Below are 21,972 nucleotides of genomic sequence, written 5' to 3' on the forward strand. Positions count from 1 at the left end.
CTTTGTAACAGTTTTGAGATATTTCTCAGCTTTTAAAAGAACGGTAAAACCGGAAAGCTACTATGTTATGCTTTCGGGCCGCTCTTTTTTTATGGTATAATAACATCGTAAAGAAAGGAACTTTATGTGGGTCTGTAAAAGATTTGAGGAACTGACAAAATCTGAACTCTTCGCTATCTACCAAGAACGGGTCGCCGTTTTTGTTGTTGAGCAAAATTGTCCCTACCAAGAAGTAGATAAACATGATTTGGAAGCTCTGCATTTTTTTTGGAAAAAAGCCGGTGACATCCAGGCTTACTGCCGGATAATCCCCAGAGGGGAAAGTGTCGCATTAGGGCGCGTTTTAACCGCAAGGAACTGCCGAAAAAACGGCCTTGGAAGGGAACTGGTTAAGCAGGCTCTGCAAGTCTGCCAAGAAAGCTTCCCTGCACTCCCTGTCTGTATTCAAGCACAATTCTACCTCAAAGATTTTTATGCCTCTTTTGGTTTTCAAACGGCCTCTGACCGCTACTTGGAAGACGGCATCCCTCATATCGATATGATTTTAAAAAGGAACTGAGTTTTTTTTATGACACTATTTGAACAAATCTTAGCAAAAATTAAGCAGTATAATACAATTATTATCCATAGGCACATGAAACCTGACCCTGATGCCTTGGGAAGCCAGCTTGGTCTCAAAGAAATCATTAAACACAACTTCCCGGATAAAAAGGTCATCACTCCAGGTTACGATGAACCTACACTAGCCTGGCTGGGACATATGGAAACTGTAAGTGACAGCGATTACTTAAATGCTCTGGTAATTGTAACTGATACTGCTAACAGGCCGAGAATTGATAACAGCAGCTATATAGGGGGAGATTTTCTCATTAAAATCGATCATCATCCTAACGACGACGCCTATGGAGATCTTATCTATGTTGATACTGACGCTTCCAGCAGCAGCGAGATTATCGCCGATTTTGCTATGACCCTGCAGCTAAAACTTTCTGATGAGGCAGCACGCCTTCTTTATGCTGGAATTATCGGTGATACCGGGCGTTTCCTCTACCCTTCTACCAGCAGTAAAACCTTCGCTATAGCCAGCCAGCTGAGAAACTATCATTTTGATTTTGCAGCTATCGCACGACAAATGGACAGTTTTTCTTTAAAAATTGCAAAACTGCAGGCCTATGCCTTATCTAATCTTGAAATTGACGAAAATGGTGCGGCTCGTCTGGTTCTAACTCAGGAACTGATGAAAAAATTTGATATTACTGATCCTGAAACATCTGCCATTGTCGCTACTCCAGGGAAAATCAACTGCGTGGAGGTCTGGGCCATATTTGTGGAACAGCCTGACGGCCACTATCGTGTGCGCCTGCGCAGCAAATCACATATCATCAACGACATCGCTAAGCGGCATGCGGGCGGCGGCCATCCTTTGGCCAGCGGTGCGAATTCATACAGCCTTGAGGAAAACGAAGTCATTTATCAAGAAATTAAGGCACTGTTAAAATACAGTTCAGAGCCGTAAGAATCAGAGGCCAAAAATCTTGTCTTATCTTTTTAAGCATTATCTATCAGCCTCTATCAGCCTCAAGCTAATAATCTATTTTTTTGAATAAAAAGCTTGTCAAGCTATCTAAGTTCTGATAAAATAAAATGGTTAACAACTATGGCAGGCGACTGTCATGGCAGAAAGGAAAGAATTTAAAATGAGAAAAGACATTCATCCAGAATACCGCTCTGTCGTCTTTATGGATACTACTACCGGTTATCAGTTTCTTAGCGGCTCTACACGTACTTCTAATGAAACTGTAGAGTTTGAAGGAAAAACTTACCCGCTTGTTCGTGTTGAAATTTCATCAGACTCACATCCCTTCTACACTGGACGTCAAAAGTTTACACAAGCAGACGGCCGTGTGGATCGTTTCAACAAGAAATACGGTCTCAAATAAGCAGCCGCATTTACCGGCTAAAAAAGATATTAAGCCAAGTTCGAGAAAATCGAATTTGGCTTTTTTTATCTTTGATTCCGTTTAATATGATATTGTATATAATACAAAACAGGACAAAATCATTTACTAAGCTCATGACTGCATAAATTAACTAAATCCGTAGATACTTTTGGCATCTGACCTGCTGCTGTTCAGTCAGCGCCTCTGCTATTATCATTTCAGCTGCAGGCAGCTAAATTTTGTCCCTCCTCCGCACAGTTGAGTAGGAGGTCGTTATTCCTTGTGCAGCAAAATGAAACGAGGCAGGGACAAAAGTCCCAGCCTCGTTTATCATTTATGTAAATTGTAATCCTTAATTTTTCTTAGCTTTTTTGCCAATGAAAAACCAAACTGTAACACTGATTACAATGGCACCAATGGCGGGCAGTAAAAACCTGTTTTCATCACCTGTGCTAGGAAGAGAAGCTTTCTTGGCTTTTTTAGCTTGTGATGAGACAGTTGTTGCTGCTGGACTGCCTTCAGAAACTGAACTTGTTGTATCAGTGCTTTCAGAACCGCTGCTGGTTGGACTTGTTGTAGCTGATTCTGATGTGCTTACCGGACTTTCCGTTGTCGTCCCTGCTGTTGTTGTTTCAGTATTTTCTGTTGTTGTTGGTGCTGAAGTTGTCGTTGCATTTTCTGTTGTTGTCTGCGTAGTCGTTGTTGTTTCCTCAAACACATTAGGAAGAATCCTTGATGACGCACTGCCGTAAGCAGCTTCAATACGGGCATAGCCTGTCTCAGTGGTATAGGTAACATTTTGACCTGAAATCGCAACAGAATTTGTCATATCCGTGCCAGCAGCCTGCGCAGAAGTCAAACGCGTCTTGTAGGAAAGGAAGACCGCATTGTTACTGGTCCCTCCTATAGTATAGGTAAAACCGTTCGTTTTTCCTAACGCATCATTTGTATAAGTAATACCTGCTGAAAAGTCATAATGATAAGGACGCGAAGCCGCCTCATCAAGTGAATCGACTGGATCCCCGTCAACAAACTGAACCTGAACACCAGTCATTGATTCCGGAATCAGTTCCTGACCTTCGCCAAGTGTATCAGCAATCGTCAGATCTTCAACTGAACTTTGCTGACTGTTAATTAAAACACGCCAGTGGATGATACTGGAATCAAGATTATCCTGATAGCCCGTTTTAGTAATAACAGGACTGACAGGTACCACCGTATGTTCTTCCACTATCAGCGGATAAACCATTCCTTCATAAGTGATATTAATAGGGGTATTCGTAGGAACTGTATCGTGATTGACCAGCACATTGAAATTTAAAGACATTTGCTTATCAAGCGGGAGGCGTTCAAAGATATCAGTGAAGGTCACAGTAACCTCGCCTGTTTCAGAATTAATAATAGCTTGACCGGCTAACTCACCGCTGTCATGCATGACCTCAAAAGGTATAGTGGTGGAAAAACTCAGCTGCTCAGGCAATTTGAGCGTTAAAGTGTCTCCTGCTTTGATAGCTTGTTCATCGGGAAAAGTGATACGGTTACTAACCGCTAAAGGCTCCCAGTAACCTACCGAAGCATTTTCTGACAGCAAAGTCCCGTCTTCTTTCGTCACAGTAGCCGTGTTAGTATAATTTGTAACCGACTCTGCTTTAACTGTTTGACTTAATGAAAAGATCCCTATTAAAGCCACTAAAAATGTAAGTAAACTTAAAAGTTTTCGCTTCATTTCCATAATTGTTAAAACCTCTTTATTTATAAATATAGATGTAGCAATAACATCTATACCTGCCATTTTAACATAGAAATAACAAAGAAACAATCTTTCTTGAGGTTTCCTAAACGTTATGTAATATTTGTAACCAAAATGTTTCATACTTCTAATAATCTAAAAAATGAATCATTTGCTCATTCAAATTATCACTTTTTGTTCATTGAGCCTGAAACAAAGAAGAAGACAAATACACTTGAAGAAGGCGTCTGCAAAATCAGAGATTTCGGACTTACCGCCTATTTTCCTTTTGCGTTCTTAACGGGCTTTGTATCTTATTTTAAAAAAACTCTTGGAGAGGTCGGCCGACTAGGCTTTCTCCAAGAGTTTTTGATATTATAATGATTCTAAAGCGACTAAAGTGACTAAAGCTGCTTCATAGTAATTTTCGGAAGAGAGTTCAGTCATGAAAATGTATTTGTTCTGCTGAACCAGTTTGCGGTAATCATTATTTTTATTTGCCGCATAAAAAACCGGAGCGGAAAAACTGGAGGCCTGATACTGATTTAAAGGCTGTCCTTCCAAACTGTAACCTGCTTTAATACTGTCTTCCTCCATAAAAAAGTCCAGCATTTTTGTTACTATTTTTTGACTCTTATCATCCTTGCTTTGAGCTAAATTATAGGGGAGACGACAAGCATTGTATGAATAGTCCCCATCATTTTCTGTTGAGATATCGTTGGGCGCTGCAGGAGATACTGAATCGCCGTCAACCCAAATAAAATCAGGAATAAGTCCGGTTTCATATTGACGGCTGATAGTCTCTAATTTGGAAAGCATTGAATCTTTAATCGTCAGCCAGTCTTGGTTGCCTGTAAGATCATAAAAAGCCTGAAACTGAGCTGGTAAGATGTCCGATGTTCTGACAAGATTATGGAATTTACTGTCAGCAGCCGCCCAGTTGCCGACAGTCAGAATTTTTTGTTCGCTGTTATAATTATATGTCAGAATATCTTGTAAAATCGCCTGAGCCTGCTGCAGGTATTCATCAGACTTTTTAGGCCATTGTTTCGCCGCTTTTATCAAAGAATAGGCAATATAAAGGTCGCCATCTGTGGCATTATTAGCTTCAGCACCAACTTGATTGTCAATAACTGTCTGCCGCCAGGACATCAGCTGAGTCTCTCCTTCCCTATGAGAAAGGTAATAGCGGTACAGTTTTTCAAAATCTGTCTGCTGCGCTTGACCTTTTTCTGCCGCATCAACTGCAATCAGCATACCATAGCCCTGTGCTTCGGACAGGACAATATCTTTGTCTTTGTCCGTGCTTGTTTTGACATAGGCATAATCCTGGCCTGCAACAACAAAGTGCTGCTGCCACTCCTTATAGCTGTTTTTTTGCAAAATGCTTGTGCTGTCCTTTCTGGCATAAAACATAATAGCTACTAAGGCTGCTAAAACCGCTGTAAACCAAATAAATCTAAATTTTGTTCGCTTCACATCTTCTCCTAACCTGCAAATCGTTTTGTTTTAACCCATTTCGTCCCATCACGCCGGAAAATTTTATCCAAAGTTACTGAGATAACGGAATCTATAGATACTATAATAAACAGCTGCGCATAGGTAAAATAGGCAGCTAAGGCCAGCCACACCTGTCTGACTGTAGCCTGTCCAAACTGTGTGGCTAAGGAAATGTTAATTTGTAAAAGATAAAGTAAAATCATCAATATCCAATTAAAGAGCATTAGCTGGGTGATATAGATGTTGCTTGAATCAAAGGTAAAAGGCAGCCGAACATCTGGAACAAACAGATGAATCCCCATAGCCGTAATATTAGCCAGAAAAACAAGGTCAGACAAAATAATGGCTGCATTGAACCAGAAGAACGTACAAGAATAGTAAAAGACTTCCAGTTTTACCCGCCAATTGCTTTTATCAAAAAGGTGCTTAAAATTAGCCAGAACGACTTCATAATTGCCTTTTGCCCAGCGTTTGCGCTGCATGTAGTAAGTTTTTACTGTCTCAGGCTCCTGCTGAAAGGCTTCAGAATTATAGGCAAGTGCAATCAGTTTTCCACTCTGCATAATTTTAAAAGAGATATCTGTATCCTCTGTTAAAGCACCATTGCGCCAGCCGCCGATACTTTCGACAAACTCACGGTTAATAATGAAATTTGTACCCGGAATGCGGCCTATTTTAAACAGATGCCACATGCCGACGTGCTGAATACGCTGAGTAACAACAATTTCCTGATTGATGCAGCGTGTCAAAAAATTCTGCTTAGCATTGCGTGTTTTATTGCGGCCAAAGGCAGCAACATGACGGTCAGGATTTTCTAAAACTTTCTTAACTAAAAAGTAGAGAGCATTTTTTTCAGGCATCGCATCCGCATCATAGACACAGATATAATCACCTTTAGCCATCTTTAAAGCATCATTAAGCACTCCGGCTTTTCCGCCTGTCCCTTTTCGGTCAATAATCGTGATATCCCTGCCGGCATACTTAGGCAGTGCTTCTACCTTCAGACATTCTGAATAGGTATTGTCATCACAATTATCCGCGAACAGCAAAAGTTCGACTTTATCGTGAGGGTAGTTCATATCCAAAATCGCACTGGCTGTTTGTGCAATAACGACATCTTCATTATGTGCAGGAACAACAATTGTTACTACAGGATACTCCTCTAAAGGATCAGTATTAACCTTAAAATTACTGTGTTTCAGCCAAAAATGTGTAGCTGAAGATAGAGTCATCAGACTCCAGGCCAGTGAAAACCAGATTGAAACCAGCGTTACAATCATAATAATCTGACTAATCATGTTTAACCACCTTAAAGTTTTTATTGACTTTATTATAAATAACTAGATAACAAATAAATAAAATTAAAAAACAGCCCGCAAAAAACAAACTCAGTACTAAAGCAAAAATGAAAAAAATATCCGTTAACATAGAAGCTCCTTGTTAATATTCTACAATAATATCAGTTTCCAGTTGTCTGAGCAAATGGTTTAGGGCATCGTCAAAATCTTGGTAGTCATGCAGATTAGCTTTATTAAGCAAAAGATAGCCACCTTGATATTGAATTTCGTGGACACTCTTGGTGTTGCGAAAATGCAGAGTTGCTAACTCAGGCAAAACCTGTTCTTGAAAAAATGTCTGAAAACTATCATTACTATCGGAAGAAAAGATAATGAAATCACCATCCGATAAATAAAAAATCTTTGAACCGTAATTGCAGTATCTGTGCAATGTCATCTTGATTCGTTTCAGCATTCGGCGGAATTCTTTAGAATGAATTTGCTCAAAATAGTCATTGTGAGCCCAGTGCATCAGATAAATCTGCAGTTCTTCTTCACTTTCAGTCTCAATCATTGCAGCATAATCCTGATAATAATGATAGGCTTTTTGTGTTTCATCTTTGACTTTGGATAGGCGCAGATGGTGCTGATAGGCCAGCCGTTTAGCCAACCCCAGAACAAGCGGAAAGGTAAGAGCAAGCAAAAGTCTCTGATAAAGCGGAATATAAACAACACCGGCTACTAAAATAATGGTCGAGAGCGCCAATGAAAATAAAGTAAGCCATGTTGCCATCATATCACTGAGAAAAACGGCACTCAGCAAAGCAAGGATAAGCAGGAGTACAATTTCATATAAAAAGCCGTCGGCCAGAGTAAGCGTAAAGGCAACAATCGCCCCACTCAGTAAGACGAGGCCCAATGTTTCTAAAATAAGATACTTTCTTTGATACATTATGACTCCTTAATTCCAAAATCAAGAGGCCGGTTATCCGACAGACCGAAATAAAAAGCAATGGCCTGTGTGATGCGTTTGGCAGCATCCCCATCACCATAGGGGTTAGCCGCCTGAGCCATCCGCTGATAGCTTTTTGAATCTGTCAGCAGCTCTGTTACAGCTTTTTTAATATTTTGACCTTCTGTCCCAACCAGCTTCAGGGTTCCTGCCGAAACACCCTCAGGACGTTCTGTCCTATCACGCAAAACAAGTACTGGTTTCCCCAGAGACGGCGCTTCCTCCTGTACACCGCCTGAATCAGACATAATGAAATAGCTTCTGGCAGCAAAATTATGGAAGTCAGCAACATCTAAAGGGGCAATTAGGTGAATCTTATCATGGCCGCTAAGAAAGTCCTGAGCTGTTTTTTGAACTGCCGGACTGAGATGAACCGGATAAACAATATCAATATCATCGTAAGAATCTGCAATCTCTCTGAGAGCCCTAAACACCTGCTGCATGGGTTTCCCTTGATTTTCACGCCTGTGCATGGTCACCAAAATCATTTTGCGGTCAGGAGAAAGGCTGTCCAAAAGCTGATGGCGGTAACCGTCTTTAACAGTCAGGCTCAAGACATCAATAGCCGTATTACCTGTTACAAATATGGTCTCCTCAGGACGGTTTTCTTTTAATAAGTGCCGCCTGCTTTCTTCAGTCGGAGCGAAATAAAGATCTGCTACAGCATCAGTCAGCTGTCTGTTCATTTCCTCAGGAAAAGGAGAATATTTGTCCCAAGTCCGAAGCCCGGCCTCGACATGGCCGACTTTAATTTGATTGTAAAATGCTGCTGTAGCAGCAGCAAAAGTTGTTGTGGTATCTCCGTGAACCAGCACAAGATCCGGCCTGCTTTCTTTTAAAACAGGATCCAAAGCCGTAAAAATATTAGCAGTGATATCCGTTAAACCTTGATTGGCTTCCATGATGTCCAAATCGTAGTCTGCTGTGATGGCAAAGACTTTTAAAACCTGATCCAGCATTTCTCGGTGCTGGCCGGTAACAACGACAATTGTCTCAAAAAAATCGTTCTGCTTCTTTAGCTGATGTACAAGAGGAGCCATTTTAATCGCTTCCGGTCTTGTTCCGAAAACAAGCATTACTTTTACTTTTTTCATAGCTTAATAAGAATAATCCTTATAAATTGATTGTCTTTTTTACACTTTGGTTAATTTGTTACTAAACGGAACACCTTGATAATCAAAGCTCAAAAAGCACTTTTGTGATTATCTCACAGAAATATTAAAAACAAATGATTCTTATATTTCTGATTGGTTAAAAATTATATTTTTTATTTTTTTGCTGCTCCCTTCTTAATCCTTGATAATACAGCATTTTGGGATAAATAATTAAGGTTTTTGTTATAAAGTTGTAATAATAACTTCTTCTTTCTGAGAAAAAGATTCTGCCTTTTCCTTTTTGCCCAATAAAAAAAACTCCTAAAAGTATGCTGATAAACACAACACTTCTAAGAGTTTACATGTATTTATTCGAGGTTTTTAACACCTGTCTTATTCCCTGACTGTCTACTGCCATCATATTTGCCGGCACACCCAGCTTAAATTCCTATAATTCTATCTGTAAAAATTGGCTTCTCTGTATGGCTTTAAAAGCGTGAGTCTGGTGCTGCTGAATAACCATTAAATCCTGTTTGGATAAAATCTGCGCTGTTTCGTCAGCAAGTGCTACCTCTAAACGGCCATCTAAAACCTGAATAATTTTTGTTCGCAGACTGTTCTCACTGCTTATTGTCTCCCCTTTATCCATAGCATAAATCATTATCGAGTTGCTGAGACCCAGTTTTTTTGATAAAGAGCGGCTGGTAATTTGAGCATCATGATACCGAACCATCTGACTGAGATTAATTTTCATGATTCAATTCTCTTTCTTAACGACAGTGAGCAGCATTTGAAAAGCGTCCTCTGCATACAGGGAATGGGGGATATCTGCCGGCATGACAATCGTTTCACCGGCTCTGACGATAAAGTCATCCTGATCAATCGTGATCTTAGCCTTGCCGCTTAAAATATTAACCATCGCATCTCCTGATGCAGTGTGGCGTCCGATTTCCTGCCCCTTGTCCAGTGAAAATACAGTCAGTCCCAAATCTTTTCGCTGCACCAAGGTACAAGACAGTATTTGATCTTCTTCTATAGGAACTTCTTTTTTTAAATCAAGAACCTGTGCCTGTTTAATTTTATTAATATAAGCCATTATCATACTTCCTTTTTTTACACAGAATGAATACTGGAAAACAATTTTGCCCGCTTAGTTAAAGACGGGCCATTACTCCAGCCAATTTCAAACCTCTAGCCCACTGACTGCCAAACAGTCCTTACACTGCCTTAACAGATAATTTTATTTTACCACAATTCCCAGTCAAGATACAAAGCCCGTTAAAAACGCAAAAGGAAAATAGGGGACTGACTGACGAATCGACAGATTCTAAGTCAGGACATCTTTTTCCCGCAGCGTTTAGGGCGTGTTCAATTCGTCAAGATACAAAGCCTGTTAAAAGGCAAAGCAAAAAGGCGGTAAGTCCGAAATCTCTGATTTCGCAGACGCACCCCTGCCAAAACGACTAGAAGGGGGGCAGTCGGATGTGAAGGCGGCAAAGCCTTCAGCTGGAAACGTTCTAAATCATTAAAGATTCTTTTTCTTCTTAAGTTTTTTGCTTAGAGAGAGGTCAATACGGTTAACACTGTGAATCAGCTGATTAGTTAGATAATAATCGTCCACACCATCTTTTAAATCAACCTCATAATCTAAACGCAAGTAACTTCCTTCCTTAGAACTGCTGACAGAAATAAGGTCTGAGCTATTGCAGCTATTCTTAAGGATGGTGCTGATTCGCATCTCTTCTTCTTTTTCTTTAGGTACCTCTACCGTTAGATACCGTCTGGTCTGTTTGGTATTGAATAAAGAAAATTTTTCCATAAGCAGCCAAATGATAAGAAAGAGTGCCGTTGACAGGAGAGCCAGCAAAAGGTAGCCCATACCTACAGTCAGACCGATCGCCATTGCCAGAAAGAGTGAAAGCAATTCTCTGGCCCCGCCGGCTGCTGAACGGAAGCGAACCAAACTGAAGGTCCCTGCGACCGCCACACTGGTTCCTAAGCTGCCGTTAACCAAAAAGATAATTAAACTAATAATACTTGGAAGTAAAATCAGGGTGGCAACAAACTCTTTCGTATAAAAAGTGCGGTATTTGTAAACCCAGGCTAGAGCTGCTCCTAAAATAAGACCGGTTATCAAAGATAAGAAAAGCATTCGTGGCTCAACTGCTGCTGTTGTCTGTGTGTAAACACTGTCAAATAATTCTGTCATTTCTCTGCCGTCCTTTCTTTCTTCTTATGTTTAAGCTCATATAATTCTGTAGCAAGTAAAAGCCTTTACTTGACAGGTGAATATTGTCAGAGCGATAAAACTCTATTAGTCATTTGAACAGTAAATCAGGCTTCTGCTATTGCAAAATTCCTTGTGACTTGCGGTAAGCTGTGCCGTATTTTGAAAAAGAAATCGGTTCAATCTGATGCTTTTTTAAAATCTCTTGAAGCCATGCCGGCTGTTCTCCCGGCGCCTTAATTTCCATAATCACTTTCCCCTCTCCGACTAAATCTCTCCCATAATGCTCTGTCAGCATAGTGACATCATAGTCGCGGAAAATTAGATTTTGATCAATTGTAACCCGGACTTTTGTCTGTGGATAGCCTTCGATAGAGTGTTTTTCTTTTAAAGAGTAACGCTCATAATAGATATACATTTTGGGCACCAAGTTGTTGTAACGTTCTTTTAAGGCTGTCAGTTCATTAATGAGCTCTTTGTCATCGACCGTTGCATTGGTTGTTTTCCCGTCTTCCATGAACTGAAGAACCGAAAATAAGTCTGATGCAATGCGGTACTTGTGACCGACACCTTTGGCGTCTTTTTTCTTCAATTCAAGGAAAACGCGACTGTTTGCTGTTGGATTATCCGCATACGTCCGCATACGGATTTTTTCGCGGCCGTTTTTCTCATCAATAGAATCACGTATGACTTGAAAATCCTGATTGTCAAAATAGATATTGGTAATAGTGGATCTGGGGAAATCATCTTCGACCAGATATTCTTTCAAGTCTGCAAGCAAAGAAGAGACATTCTCTGCGTTTACAATATATTTCGTTTCAATACGTTTAAAACTGGTTTCAAATTCTTTAGACATGTTTGTTCTCCTTTATTTCTAACAACAGTTTATTTAAATAAATCAAACACAAAACTAATATTCAGTGACTTCAAAAGACAGTGCCTGATCCAAGCAAAACTGCTTTTCCTCAGAGTTCTTCCAACACAAAGCTTAAAGCTCATATTGTAAGCATGCATAACTTATGATGTTATCTGAATATTACCGAATGAATGAAATCATGTTTATTAGAATACAGCCTTTTCCTTATTTTTTTATTAAACAAAAAAGACAGTTAGATAACTGTCTTTTACAATTTAGTTAAGAACGATCACTTTGCCTAATCCTGAGCGGCTTTCCAGATAGCTGTGTGCCTCAGCAATCTGCTCCAGTGAAAAAATTTTTTCGGGTCGGACATCAACATGATATTGACTGACATAATCCAGCAGTTCCTGTATCCCTTTTTGGCTGACACTGCCGGAATAAAAGCTGGTCAGATAGCTGTTGTTTTTGAGTTCCATAATCGGATCAAATTCTTCTAAATACCACTTCCCGCCAAGCTGGCCATTAGAACAGACAATGCCATGTTCATTAATATGACTGAAAGAATCCTTGATCGAAGCCGGTCCAATCAGCTCTAAAATCTTATCAAAGCTCCGCGACGTCTGCAATGTATTTTGCTGATCAACAATGATACCATCAAAACCCTTTTGCAGAAGTTCCTTTTCTTTTAATAAGCTGCGGCTGCTGCCGTAAACCTGATTATTAGGAAACTTAGCCTTAATTAATCTCAGCATGGCAATACCCACTCCCGATGCAGCACCTCTGATAAGGGTTATATCACCTGCCTTAATTTGCAGGTTTTTAAGCGCTCCATAAGCAGTGTAATATGTCTCCGGCAAAGCTACCAGCTCCTCCAGAGGAAGCTGGCTTTCTACAGGGTAAATTTGGCTGTTTGGCAGCAGTGTGTATTCTGCATACGAGCCATCAAAATCCCGACCCATTTCTCCCATAATCGAAACAATCGTTTGACCAATCTGAAAGTCATCAGATGTGGTTTCCGCAATTTGACCGACACATTCGATCCCTAAGATGCGTGGAAAAGTAACACTGGGTGACAGACCCTGCCTTGTGAAAATTTCTGAGTGGTTGAGACCAAACCCCAGAACTTTAATCAAACTCCAGCCTTCCTTAAGCTCTGGCTTCTTTCTCTCTTCTACTACAAGAACTTCAGGTCCGCCGGCCTGATAAACAACTGCTGCCTTCATAAGACGATATCCCTTCTGCTTTTTACTTATAATATACCATAAGCAGAAAAAAATGGTAAATAAAAGTAGAGAACTAAGAAGTAAAAGAAATATCAAAACATCAAACGGCATAACATAAGCCAGCCCATACTCTCAGCAGGCAGAGCTTTTTTACTTTATACTAAAAAATACATCATCGCTGCTCAGCTGACAGAGCTCCCAACAATCAATAAAAATAAAGTGACAGGCACTAGGTACAGTTCCTTTCAAAAAGTAAGAGGCTGGGACAAAAGTTCCTGCCTCTTTAATTTTTTTTAGATGGATGCGTTTGACGCACTTTTTCAAGCATTAATGTGCTATAATTTCCTGAGCGATTTCTCGGCCACTTAAATCTGCCGGATAATATGTCGGCCAGTTTTCCAGCTCTTCCAGCAGCTTTTCTTGACTTTCTCCGCCCCAGTAGAGGTGGAAATGTTCAGCTTTCTGGCTGGTGATGCCGTGGTCGCTGAATTGGACATATTTGAATTCTCCTGCATTATCGTCTGTTGCTTCAAAAAGATAACGTACGCCTCTATTTCCTTTTTTATAAGTCAAAATCTCATACCCTTTGTATTTATAGGTATAAGTATGTTCTTGACCATTTTGCTGGAAAGTGATTGTTTTTTTCTTACCATCAATTGTGATTTTTTCAACATCGGTCTGATAACCGGTTGTATAGTAAGCTTTATACTCTTGGGCAGACATATCTTTATTTGCCTTTGCCTTATAATCCCACACTTCATCCAGTGTACCATCTGTCAAATAAGGGTAGACAGACTGCCATTCACCTTGCCAGTTCTTAAGAGAACGGTTGGTTACATCATCATCATCAAAGTAGCCATTGGCCACTGTTTTTTCAGTATCCTTTTCGGCCTTAATGGTCTTGCCGGAAACATCTGTTGTTAATCGCAGAGCTTTGAGATTGGCCTGCATAATAGAAAAATAGTCTTCTCCTGCTTCGATTTGTTTCTTGCTCAAACTTTCCAGAGGATTGAGCACTTGAGTTTTAACTCCGACTTCATCAGCTAATGTTTTTGCAACTTTGCTGGAAGCATTTTCTTCAAAATAAATATATTTGATATCGTACTTTTTAACATATTTTGTCAGGCTGGCCAGACGTTTCGCGCTGGGCTCAGTCTCAGCCGAAACACCGGTAATAGGAATTTGTTCCAGACCGTAATCCAACGCTAAATAGCCAAAGGCAGCATGCTGGGTTACAAAGCTTGTTTGTTTAGCCTGAGATAGAGCCTCCGTATAATCTTGATCTAAGTTCTTAAGTTTTTCAATATAAGCTGCGGCATTGTCAGTAAAGACAGTGCTCTTATCCGGATATTTTTTAATTAAGCTGTCTCTGATATTTTCTACAAGAGTTACTGCCCGCTTTGGTGAGAGCCAGACATGCGGATCGTATGCGTGAGAGTGTCCCTCATGCCCTTCTTCTTCACCTTCTTCACTGCCTGCCATAAGCAGCATATCTCCGGTCGCCTTGATAACGGTCTGCTTATCTAAATCTAAAGATTTTTTGACATCCTGCACCCAAGTCTCCATATTATCGTCCATATAAACGAAAACATCGGCATCAGAGATGGTTGTCACATTTTTAGTGGTCGGTTCAAAGTCATGCGGCTCTGTTCCTGCTTTGATCAGCATTGTGACCTTGCCTTCACCTCCTACAACGGCTTTAGTAAACTCATGGATGGGATAAAAAGTTGTCACAAGATTCAGTTTTTCATCTGCAAAAACAGCTTTAACTGATACAGCTGAACCGATTAAAAACAGGCTGACTAAACTCAGCAGCCAAACCAATTGCTTTTTCATAAGGCCTCCTTTTTGTTAACCAGTTAATTGTTTACCAGTTAAGTATAGCAAAACTTTTTAGGTTTGTCACTATTTTTATTCAAAATCTAAAAAATAATTTTAAAGCCAGCAGATAATTTGGTTTTATTATAATGGCTGAAAAACCAGAAAGCTGCCTAAACAAAAAGGAAATCAGCGATAGCAAAACAACCGGCAAACAATGCCGGTTGTCTCTGTTTCTAATTTAGGGATAGCCCCTGTCTGTTTCTGCGTCACTTAGAGCTGACTCTTTAGTCACTGGCAGAGAAACGGTTAGTCATTAAATTACTGGCTTTAAAAAGGATTTGACTAAGCAGGTTTTGAGTAGCCTCTTCGACAAAGTCGCTCATCGCTTGGTTTTCAGCTTCAAAATCGACAGAGCGGCCGTCAGCCAAAGCACGATCTACTTTATTAATCATGGCATGACCTCGCGCCATAGTTTCCTCCACGTAAGCCATAACAGCCTCTTCATGCTCCTGAAAGCGGCTGTCTGCCAGAGCGGCAATCAGGCGATTTGTCCAATAAAAACTATCTGTGGTCACTTTCTCTCCTGTTTCTGCAAAATATGCCGGTGTTGTGCTTACCTGAGTGAAAAAAGGAACCATCGTGTTAAATGGCATCGAGCCATAGCTCAGCCACTGAATACCGCTTGTTTCCTGAGGCTGATCAGGACGTAACTGCAGGATAGCAGTCTGACTGGTCCGGTTAATCCCAATTGGACGAAAAAGCCGCCTGCTCGTCTGGCTGCCTGCAGAACTGTATGGATCGTAAATGGTATCCTGATAATGACTGCTTAAGACATATTTTATATCTTCTATTGTTATTTTACGATAAGGTTTTTGACACCAAGGAAGGAAAAAAGACTGAGGATCTTGTTGGACGTCGGGATTCAAAAAGCGCTGAATAATCCATGAGCGCGGTGTATTATAACGGCGGTCTTTATCGCTTTGACTGCCAAAAGCATAGCGCGGATTAAAATGCTCATGGGTATAGGTCAAATCCAAATGATAATCTTCAATAAAACGTCGTAAATCACTGGCATAGAGATAGTCTTTAGGATTATTAAACTCGAAATAATCTATTCCCAGCTGGTTAGGATTCGTCACATAAGAGTCATCCGGCACACGGCGGGCAATCCAGTGATGGCCTCCAACGGTTTCCAACCACCAAATCTCATTAAGATCGGCAAAGGCTACACCATTGGCCTCGTAAGTGCCGTATTTTTCAAGCAAGGCTCCCAGACGCTCAACCCCTTCCCTTGCTGATCGAATATAAGGCAAGACTAAGGTTAGCATATCTTCTTCTCCGATGCCAGAGGCAACAAGAGGATCAGCACCTAACACACGCGCATTGCTGGTAATTGTTTCAGTTGCGCTCATGGCAACATTCGCTTCATTAATCCCAGCTTCTCCCCAAATGCCTTCATCAGCAAGAGCATTTGGAACAGAGGTATAGCTCAGAGGCTCCTCGGTCAAGGGCAGCCTAAATGATGACAAAACTGACTGGTATTCAGCAGGTTGGTCCTTTGGCTGAATAAGCTTGAATGCTTTTGGGCAAAAACTGCCATTTTGTGAATCCTCTGTTCTGGCAATCAGGGCAGAGCCATCATAGCTTGCCTTCTTCCCCACTAAAATTGTTGTACAGCCCATTTGGTTTTCTCCTTTTGATAAATGTTGTCGAAATGCAAATCAAGTGGATCTGGCGCTTCATTCATGAGTGCACCCTCCTGATACTTCACATAATATGTACAGCAAAGCAAAAAAGACAGTCTGTTTTTGAATGTAAACGGAAAACGGACGCAGCGGCAACCGTAAGGGAACAGAACAGCTGCCCTTAACCTTATGTTTTATACAGCAACAGGCGCTTCTACAGTTCAGCTGCTAATTTATTAATCTTGCGCAGGCGGTGATTGACCCCGCTTTTACTTAGAGGTGTATCCAATTTGTCAGCAATTTCCTGCAGAGAATAGTCCGGATGGTCCAGTCTGATTTGGGCAACCTGCCTGAGTTCGGCTGGTAGTGCTTCAAAACCGACGGTCTCTTTTATTTTAAGGATATTGCTGATTGTTTTCATGCTGGCTGCCACCGTTTTAGCAATATTGGCTGTCTCTGCATTATTGGCACGATTTAAATCATTGCGTGTTTCACGCATTATTTTTGTTTCCTCAAAGGCCTCTTTCGCATGCATTGCACCGATTAGGATAAGAAAATCCATGATGTCTTCTGCTTTTTGCAGATAAGTTACAGCTCCGTTTTTACGGTTAATCACTTTAGCATCCAGCATAAATTTGTGCAGCAGATCGGCCAAATCCTCAGCATGATCCTGATAGACTGAAAATATTTCCAGCTGATACTTCCCTGACTCAGGATCGCGAATAGTTCCGGCAGCAAGAAAGACCCCACGCAAATAAAAACGGCCGGCTTCATCATCGTCCAAAATATGGGGTTCAATTCCAGTTGCATGGCCAAAAAATGAATCGGCCAATTTCAGATCGGATAGCAACTCTGCTACCTGCTGAGCTAAAAATACGGTATAAATTCGGTTTTTGCGTAAATTGGGCTTTTGATGGTAGCTGACCTCAGGTACAGTATGGTAAATGCTTTCAATAAGAGCATAGATATATCTGGCAATCTTTGCGTTCTCAGTCGTTATGGATAAGTTAAGGCTGTGGTCAGTCAGACTGAGACTGCCGGACATTTTGATAATTGCCGACAATTCGTTTTTGTCGTTTGTCTGTATACTTAGAATCTCTTCCTTGACTGTCCGGGTAAAGGTCATCTTTTTCGCATCCTTACTAAATTCATCAATTCTTCAACAACAGATTCTCCGTCATGGAAGGCCCCGCCGTTTTCTAAGCGCAGAAAATTTGAAGAAATTACACGCTTCACCGTCTGGCTTAGGCCTTGAAAATCATGCTCAACCTGAATCAGATATTCATCAAACTTATTTGAATCCATATAGTCCTGCGGTACTTTTTCAACATTGACCAAAACGGTGTCAATGACATCTTTTCCGAGGTGACGGTTGAGAACAGCGACGTGGTCTGCATCTGTGAAACGCTCTGTTTCCCCGTACTGGGTCATAATATTGCAGACATAAGCTACTTCTGCTGCAGTATCGACAAGCGCCTGTCTGATTTCGGGAATAACTAAGTTAGGCAAGATAGAGGTAAAAAGCGAGCCAGGCCCAAGAACGATCATATCGCTTTGCATAATGGCCTCTACCACTTTGCGGCTGGCTTTAGGTACTTCATCGCTATAGGTATTGGTCACATAGACATGATCAATCATCCCCTTATAATCTGCAATTTGACTTTCTCCTACGACTTCGTGGCCATCCTGAAAGACAGCATGCAGTGTCAGTGGCTGCTCACTTGAAGGGTAGATTTTCCCCGTGATGTGGAAAAATTTTGTCAGAAGCTGAATTGCATGGTAAGTTGACCCCTGCATTTCAGAGATTCCGGCGATAATCAGATTCCCCAAAGGGTGACCGGCCAAAGCTCCATCTTGCTCTTTAAAGCGGTATTGGAATACTTTTTCATAAAATTTGGGCATATCACTCATGGCGACCAAAACATTACGCAGGTCTCCCGGCGGTGTCAGCTGCATGGCTGACCGTATTTCACCGGATGAACCGCCGTCATCGGCTACAGTTACAACTGCAGTGATATCCACATCTTCCAAGCGAAGACTGTTGAGAATAACCGGTATGCCGGTTCCGCCTCCAATAACAGTTATTTTAGGTTTTTTCATGAGCGATTTACGGTCTCCTTACGGCGGTTTTTATCGCGATGGCTTTCGTTAACCGTCCAGTTGGTCTTGAGCTCTTCAGCCAAACGGTGGGCAAAGGCAACGCTGCGGTGCTGGCCGCCTGTACAGCCAACTGCAATTGTCAAAATAGATTTTCCTTCTTTCTGATAGGCCGGAAGAATAGGGACAAGCAGGTCCAACAGGTGCTGATAAAAGCTTTTTGAGGATTCATGCGTCATGACATAATCAAAGACTTTTTGATCCAGTCCGGTCAGTTCGCGCATTTGCGGATTATAATAAGGATTAGGCAGGAAACGGACATCAAAGACCAAGTCAGCATCCAAAGGCAGACCGTATTTAAAGCCAAAGCTTACGATTTCAATCCGAAAAGCAGATTGGTCTGTCTCGCTGGAAAACTGTTCTGAAATCGTTTTTCGCAGCGCCCGCGGTGTTAAATCTGTCGTATCGACGACGTTCTGACTTAAATTTTTTAAAGGAGCCAGAAGCTCTCGTTCCATCTTAATCCCGTCCATGACGCGGCCAGCTGGGGCAAGCGGGTGGCTGCGGCGGGTTTCTTTATAGCGGGAGACTAGTTCGCTGTCTGTCGCATCCAAAAAAAGTATGCGCAAATCAACCGCCGGATTCAGCTCGATTTCATCCAGAATTTTCTGCAATTCTTTAAAAAAATGACGGCTGCGCATATCAACAACCAAAGCAACTTTGTCGTTGTCATCGCTTGTTTCAGCCAGTTCTAAAAATTTAGGAACCAGAGCCGGCGGCATATTATCAATAGTAAAATAGCCTAAATCTTCAAATGACTGGATAGCAACTGTTTTTCCGGCACCGCTCATTCCTGTGACAATCACAAGACTGGTTTTATTATCAGGCATATTTCGCTCCTTATTGGATATGGTTGCTGACTGCAGTTTTTAGCAGAACTCTCAGTCTGTCAGACTTAGAAGCAGCCTTATTACTGTCAGCCAGCTATAAGTTGTGTTCTAATTTCCATTATAGCATAAAAACACGGCAAAGCCGTGTTTTTCTTTCTTATTGCAACCAGGAACACCAGACTTATTTTTGATAGCCGTCAGGATTTTGGCTTTGCCATCTCCAGGCATCTCTTACCATATCTGATAAGTCCCTTTTAGCCGTCCAGCCCAGTTCTGCCCTTGCTTTACTCGGATCAGCATAGCAAATCGCTATATCGCCGGCACGTCGTGCTTTAATCGTATAAGGAATCGTTACTTGATTGATGGTTTCAAACGTTTTAACCAAATCAAGAACGCTGTATCCACTCCCTGTCCCTAAATTGTAGACCTTGGCTCCTTTTCGTTTAAGATTGTTTTTCACAGCAAGAACATGGCCTTCTGCTAAGTCAACAACATGTATATAATCTCGGATACCGGTACCATCAGATGTATCATAATCATTGCCGAAAACATTCAATTCCTTCAGTTTTCCGACCGCAACCTGAGTAATATAAGGCATAATGTTATTTGGAATACCATTTGGTGCTTCCCCAATCAGACCGCTTTTATGGGCACCAATAGGATTAAAATAGCGCAGATTGGTCAGCGACCATTCCGGATCTGCCGCTGCAACATCATTCAGAATTTGTTCCATCATGACTTTTGTATAACCGTAGGGATTGGTTGCCGAAGTCGGCATATCTTCTGTTAAAGGGGAAGGATTATGCATGCCGTATACGGTTGCGCTGGAACTAAACACAATGTTTTTAACCCTGTTTTCAGCCATCGTCTCTAAAAGAGTGATAGTGCCTGTAATATTATTATGATAATACTTCAAGGGCTGCTCAACAGACTCGCCGACGGCTTTAAATGCTGCGAAATGAATAACAGACTCAATCGCATTCTCCCTGAAAATTTGATTTAGGCACTCTTTATCCAAGATTGAGCCTTCATAAAAAGGAATTTTCCGGTCCGTAATCATCTTCAACCTGTTTAATACTTCAGGAGAGCTGTTAGAAAAATCATCAACTACAGCCACATCAAATCCCGCTGCAATCAGTTCGACAACAGTATGACTGCCGATATAGCCGGCACCTCCAGTTACTAAAATAGACATATTTTACCTCATTTTCTAAATAATAGCAGGACGCCTGTCACTCAAATAAAACCAAGCGATTTTGCTCTTCCTGACCTTTCACTGCAAAATAGACAGTATCTTTGCCTGTCATTGGATCAACAATTCCTATTGAAATACGGTATTGATTTTTAGTAGCATCAACCACATCTTTTGTCGTTAAATCTACGGAGACTGTTTGCTCTGTATCCGGCAGCAAACTGGTCAGCTCAAGAGGGAGTTCCGCCTTTTCAACCACTCTCCCTGTAAGATCCTGAACATAGACATAAGCCTGCCAGTCCCTGTAAAAAGGGGCTACCCCAGAATTTTTCCATGTCATAGTCAGTTTTGTACTGCTGCCGCTCTCCTTCAGATCTGCTGCAGAGAGCCATAAACGGTAGCCCATATTTTTTAAAACTGTGTTATAGCCTTTTTTGTTATCGCTGACATTCTGAGCAATTTTAGGACCGAGAAAAGTTGTGTGAGACTCCCGGATGAGACGGACGGTCTGTTCTAAATTCTTCACCAGCATAGTCTTCATCGTATTAGAGCTGGTAAATTCACCGCCAATTGGCGATTCCTGCCAAGCATCCGGCATGGCCACAATATCTTTTTCTCCTGTTTGGTCGTAAACACCGCCTGACTCAATCCAGTCCAGCCATTCATTGGTACTGGTCAGATTGCCGGCCATATCATTATAAAGGCCAAGCTGGTACTTCTCAGCAGCTTTAAAAGAACGGCGCATCAGCAAATCCGCCTTGGGAAAGGCAGACAGCCAAGGTTCTATATACTGTTCTCTCACAGATGCATCAGGGAGCTGTCTGATACCAGCCTCAAGGTCAACATGCCATTCTCCCCAATGTCCTAAGCCGCCAAGTTCAATGAAACTGATCAGCTCTTCATTTCCCCAGTGCTCTCCCATTGCTTCTACAGCCCTTTGGTAATAGCTAATCAAATTTTCGTCAGCATAATTCGGTGAGAAGCCCTTACCAAGTTCAGAACGGTACCAGTCGCCTGGATCAGCCATCTCATCTGTCAGCCATTCAGGAATATCCTGATGTCTGTCATCAGACGGATAGTCTAAAACAAAACGCAGGACGATGTGCTTACCTTCATCCCGCCATCTGGCAAATTGGTTTTCTTCTTCAATGGCTTCCCAATTATAAACCCCTTTTTCAGCTTCCAGCTCTTTCCAGGTAATGTCCACATACACTAAGCTGATATCATCAGATACTACATCTTCAAGGGCGGATGGTGCGTACCCCATCAAGGGATTGGCTAAAACGTTATCCGAATAGGAATAAGTCCTTTTATATATAGATCTTTTCATGAAATAAGTTGAAATTAAAAAACTTAAACCGACAACAGTCAGAACGATAAAACTTATCAGCACTTTCTTTTTCATTATCCCGCCTTTTCTAAGTTA

The 21,972-nt window shown here is 41.3% G+C and carries 20 protein-coding genes; 3 read left to right on the plus strand and 17 right to left on the minus strand.

Features of this window, described 5'->3' with window-relative positions; genetic code table 11:
* Positions 1–124 precede the first annotated feature (124 nt).
* From AB3329_RS08610 to AB3329_RS08620, 3 genes are all read left to right on the plus strand, one after another.
* On the plus strand, positions 125–559 hold the full coding sequence (locus AB3329_RS08610) for a GNAT family N-acetyltransferase (protein ID WP_368395532.1): 435 nt from the start codon (positions 125–127) through the stop codon (positions 557–559).
* Between the two features lie 9 nt (positions 560–568).
* On the plus strand, positions 569–1,516 hold the full coding sequence (locus tag AB3329_RS08615) for a DHH family phosphoesterase (protein WP_368395534.1): 948 nt from the start codon (positions 569–571) through the stop codon (positions 1,514–1,516).
* 181 nt (positions 1,517–1,697) lie between these two features.
* A complete protein-coding gene (locus AB3329_RS08620) occupies positions 1,698–1,940 on the plus strand; it encodes a type B 50S ribosomal protein L31 (RefSeq protein WP_067061030.1) in 243 nt (80 codons plus the stop codon).
* Between the two features lie 352 nt (positions 1,941–2,292).
* Here the strand turns inward: AB3329_RS08620 and AB3329_RS08625 are convergent, their stop codons facing one another.
* The 17 genes from AB3329_RS08625 to AB3329_RS08705 form a co-directional block, all read right to left on the minus strand.
* Positions 2,293–3,672, minus strand: a complete 1,380-nt coding sequence (locus AB3329_RS08625; RefSeq protein ID WP_368395535.1) for a collagen binding domain-containing protein — start codon at positions 3,670–3,672, stop codon at positions 2,293–2,295.
* 372 nt (positions 3,673–4,044) lie between these two features.
* Positions 4,045–5,148, minus strand: coding sequence for a family 8 glycosyl hydrolase (locus AB3329_RS08630; RefSeq protein WP_368395537.1), 1,104 nt, complete (start codon positions 5,146–5,148; stop codon positions 4,045–4,047).
* Between the two features lie 8 nt (positions 5,149–5,156).
* A complete protein-coding gene (locus AB3329_RS08635) occupies positions 5,157–6,467 on the minus strand; it encodes a glycosyltransferase family 2 protein (RefSeq protein ID WP_368395539.1) in 1,311 nt (436 codons plus the stop codon).
* A gap of 142 nt (positions 6,468–6,609) precedes the next feature.
* Positions 6,610–7,398: a hypothetical protein gene (locus AB3329_RS08640; protein WP_368395541.1), complete on the minus strand. Its 789-nt coding sequence runs from the start codon at positions 7,396–7,398 to the stop codon at positions 6,610–6,612.
* Entirely contained in the window at positions 7,398–8,552 is a 1,155-nt protein-coding gene (gene wecB / locus AB3329_RS08645) for a non-hydrolyzing UDP-N-acetylglucosamine 2-epimerase (RefSeq protein WP_368395542.1), read from the minus strand. The genes AB3329_RS08640 and wecB overlap by 1 nt, the downstream gene beginning before the upstream one ends.
* 448 nt (positions 8,553–9,000) lie before the next feature.
* Positions 9,001–9,306 carry a cupin domain-containing protein gene (locus AB3329_RS08650; protein ID WP_368395543.1) on the minus strand — a complete coding sequence of 102 codons (306 nt, stop codon included), beginning with the start codon at positions 9,304–9,306 and terminating at the stop codon, positions 9,001–9,003.
* Positions 9,307–9,309: 3 nt separating this feature from the next.
* Positions 9,310–9,648 carry a cupin domain-containing protein gene (locus AB3329_RS08655; protein ID WP_368395545.1) on the minus strand — a complete coding sequence of 113 codons (339 nt, stop codon included), beginning with the start codon at positions 9,646–9,648 and terminating at the stop codon, positions 9,310–9,312.
* Positions 9,649–10,077: 429 nt separating this feature from the next.
* A complete protein-coding gene (locus AB3329_RS08660) occupies positions 10,078–10,761 on the minus strand; it encodes a DUF4956 domain-containing protein (RefSeq protein ID WP_368395546.1) in 684 nt (227 codons plus the stop codon).
* Positions 10,762–10,897: 136 nt separating this feature from the next.
* Complete coding sequence (locus AB3329_RS08665; RefSeq protein ID WP_368395547.1) at positions 10,898–11,635, minus strand: polyphosphate polymerase domain-containing protein; 738 nt, start codon at positions 11,633–11,635, stop codon at positions 10,898–10,900.
* A 275-nt stretch (positions 11,636–11,910) separates the two neighbouring features.
* Positions 11,911–12,861: a zinc-binding alcohol dehydrogenase family protein gene (locus AB3329_RS08670; RefSeq protein WP_368395548.1), complete on the minus strand. Its 951-nt coding sequence runs from the start codon at positions 12,859–12,861 to the stop codon at positions 11,911–11,913.
* Positions 12,862–13,188: 327 nt separating this feature from the next.
* A complete protein-coding gene (locus AB3329_RS08675; RefSeq protein ID WP_368395550.1) occupies positions 13,189–14,697 on the minus strand; it encodes a zinc ABC transporter substrate-binding protein AdcA in 1,509 nt (502 codons plus the stop codon).
* Between the two features lie 269 nt (positions 14,698–14,966).
* A complete protein-coding gene (locus tag AB3329_RS08680) occupies positions 14,967–16,364 on the minus strand; it encodes a C69 family dipeptidase (RefSeq protein WP_368395551.1) in 1,398 nt (465 codons plus the stop codon).
* A gap of 217 nt (positions 16,365–16,581) precedes the next feature.
* On the minus strand, positions 16,582–17,493 hold the full coding sequence (whiA, locus tag AB3329_RS08685; protein ID WP_368395553.1) for a DNA-binding protein WhiA: 912 nt from the start codon (positions 17,491–17,493) through the stop codon (positions 16,582–16,584).
* The gene (locus tag AB3329_RS08690; RefSeq protein WP_368395555.1) at positions 17,490–18,467 is read right to left on the minus strand and encodes a YvcK family protein; all 978 of its coding nucleotides are present in this window, start codon (positions 18,465–18,467) and stop codon (positions 17,490–17,492) included. The genes whiA and AB3329_RS08690 overlap by 4 nt, the downstream gene beginning before the upstream one ends.
* On the minus strand, positions 18,464–19,354 hold the full coding sequence (rapZ, locus tag AB3329_RS08695; RefSeq protein ID WP_368395557.1) for an RNase adapter RapZ: 891 nt from the start codon (positions 19,352–19,354) through the stop codon (positions 18,464–18,466). The genes AB3329_RS08690 and rapZ overlap by 4 nt, the downstream gene beginning before the upstream one ends.
* 181 nt (positions 19,355–19,535) lie before the next feature.
* Positions 19,536–20,549 carry a UDP-glucose 4-epimerase GalE gene (galE, locus tag AB3329_RS08700; protein WP_368395559.1) on the minus strand — a complete coding sequence of 338 codons (1,014 nt, stop codon included), beginning with the start codon at positions 20,547–20,549 and terminating at the stop codon, positions 19,536–19,538.
* Positions 20,550–20,586: 37 nt separating this feature from the next.
* Positions 20,587–21,951, minus strand: coding sequence for a DUF4832 domain-containing protein (locus AB3329_RS08705; protein WP_368395560.1), 1,365 nt, complete (start codon positions 21,949–21,951; stop codon positions 20,587–20,589).
* Positions 21,952–21,972 lie beyond the last annotated feature (21 nt).

The organism is Streptococcus huangxiaojuni (assembly GCF_040930515.1).
GTDB classification, from domain to species: Bacteria; Bacillota; Bacilli; order Lactobacillales; family Streptococcaceae; genus Streptococcus; species Streptococcus huangxiaojuni.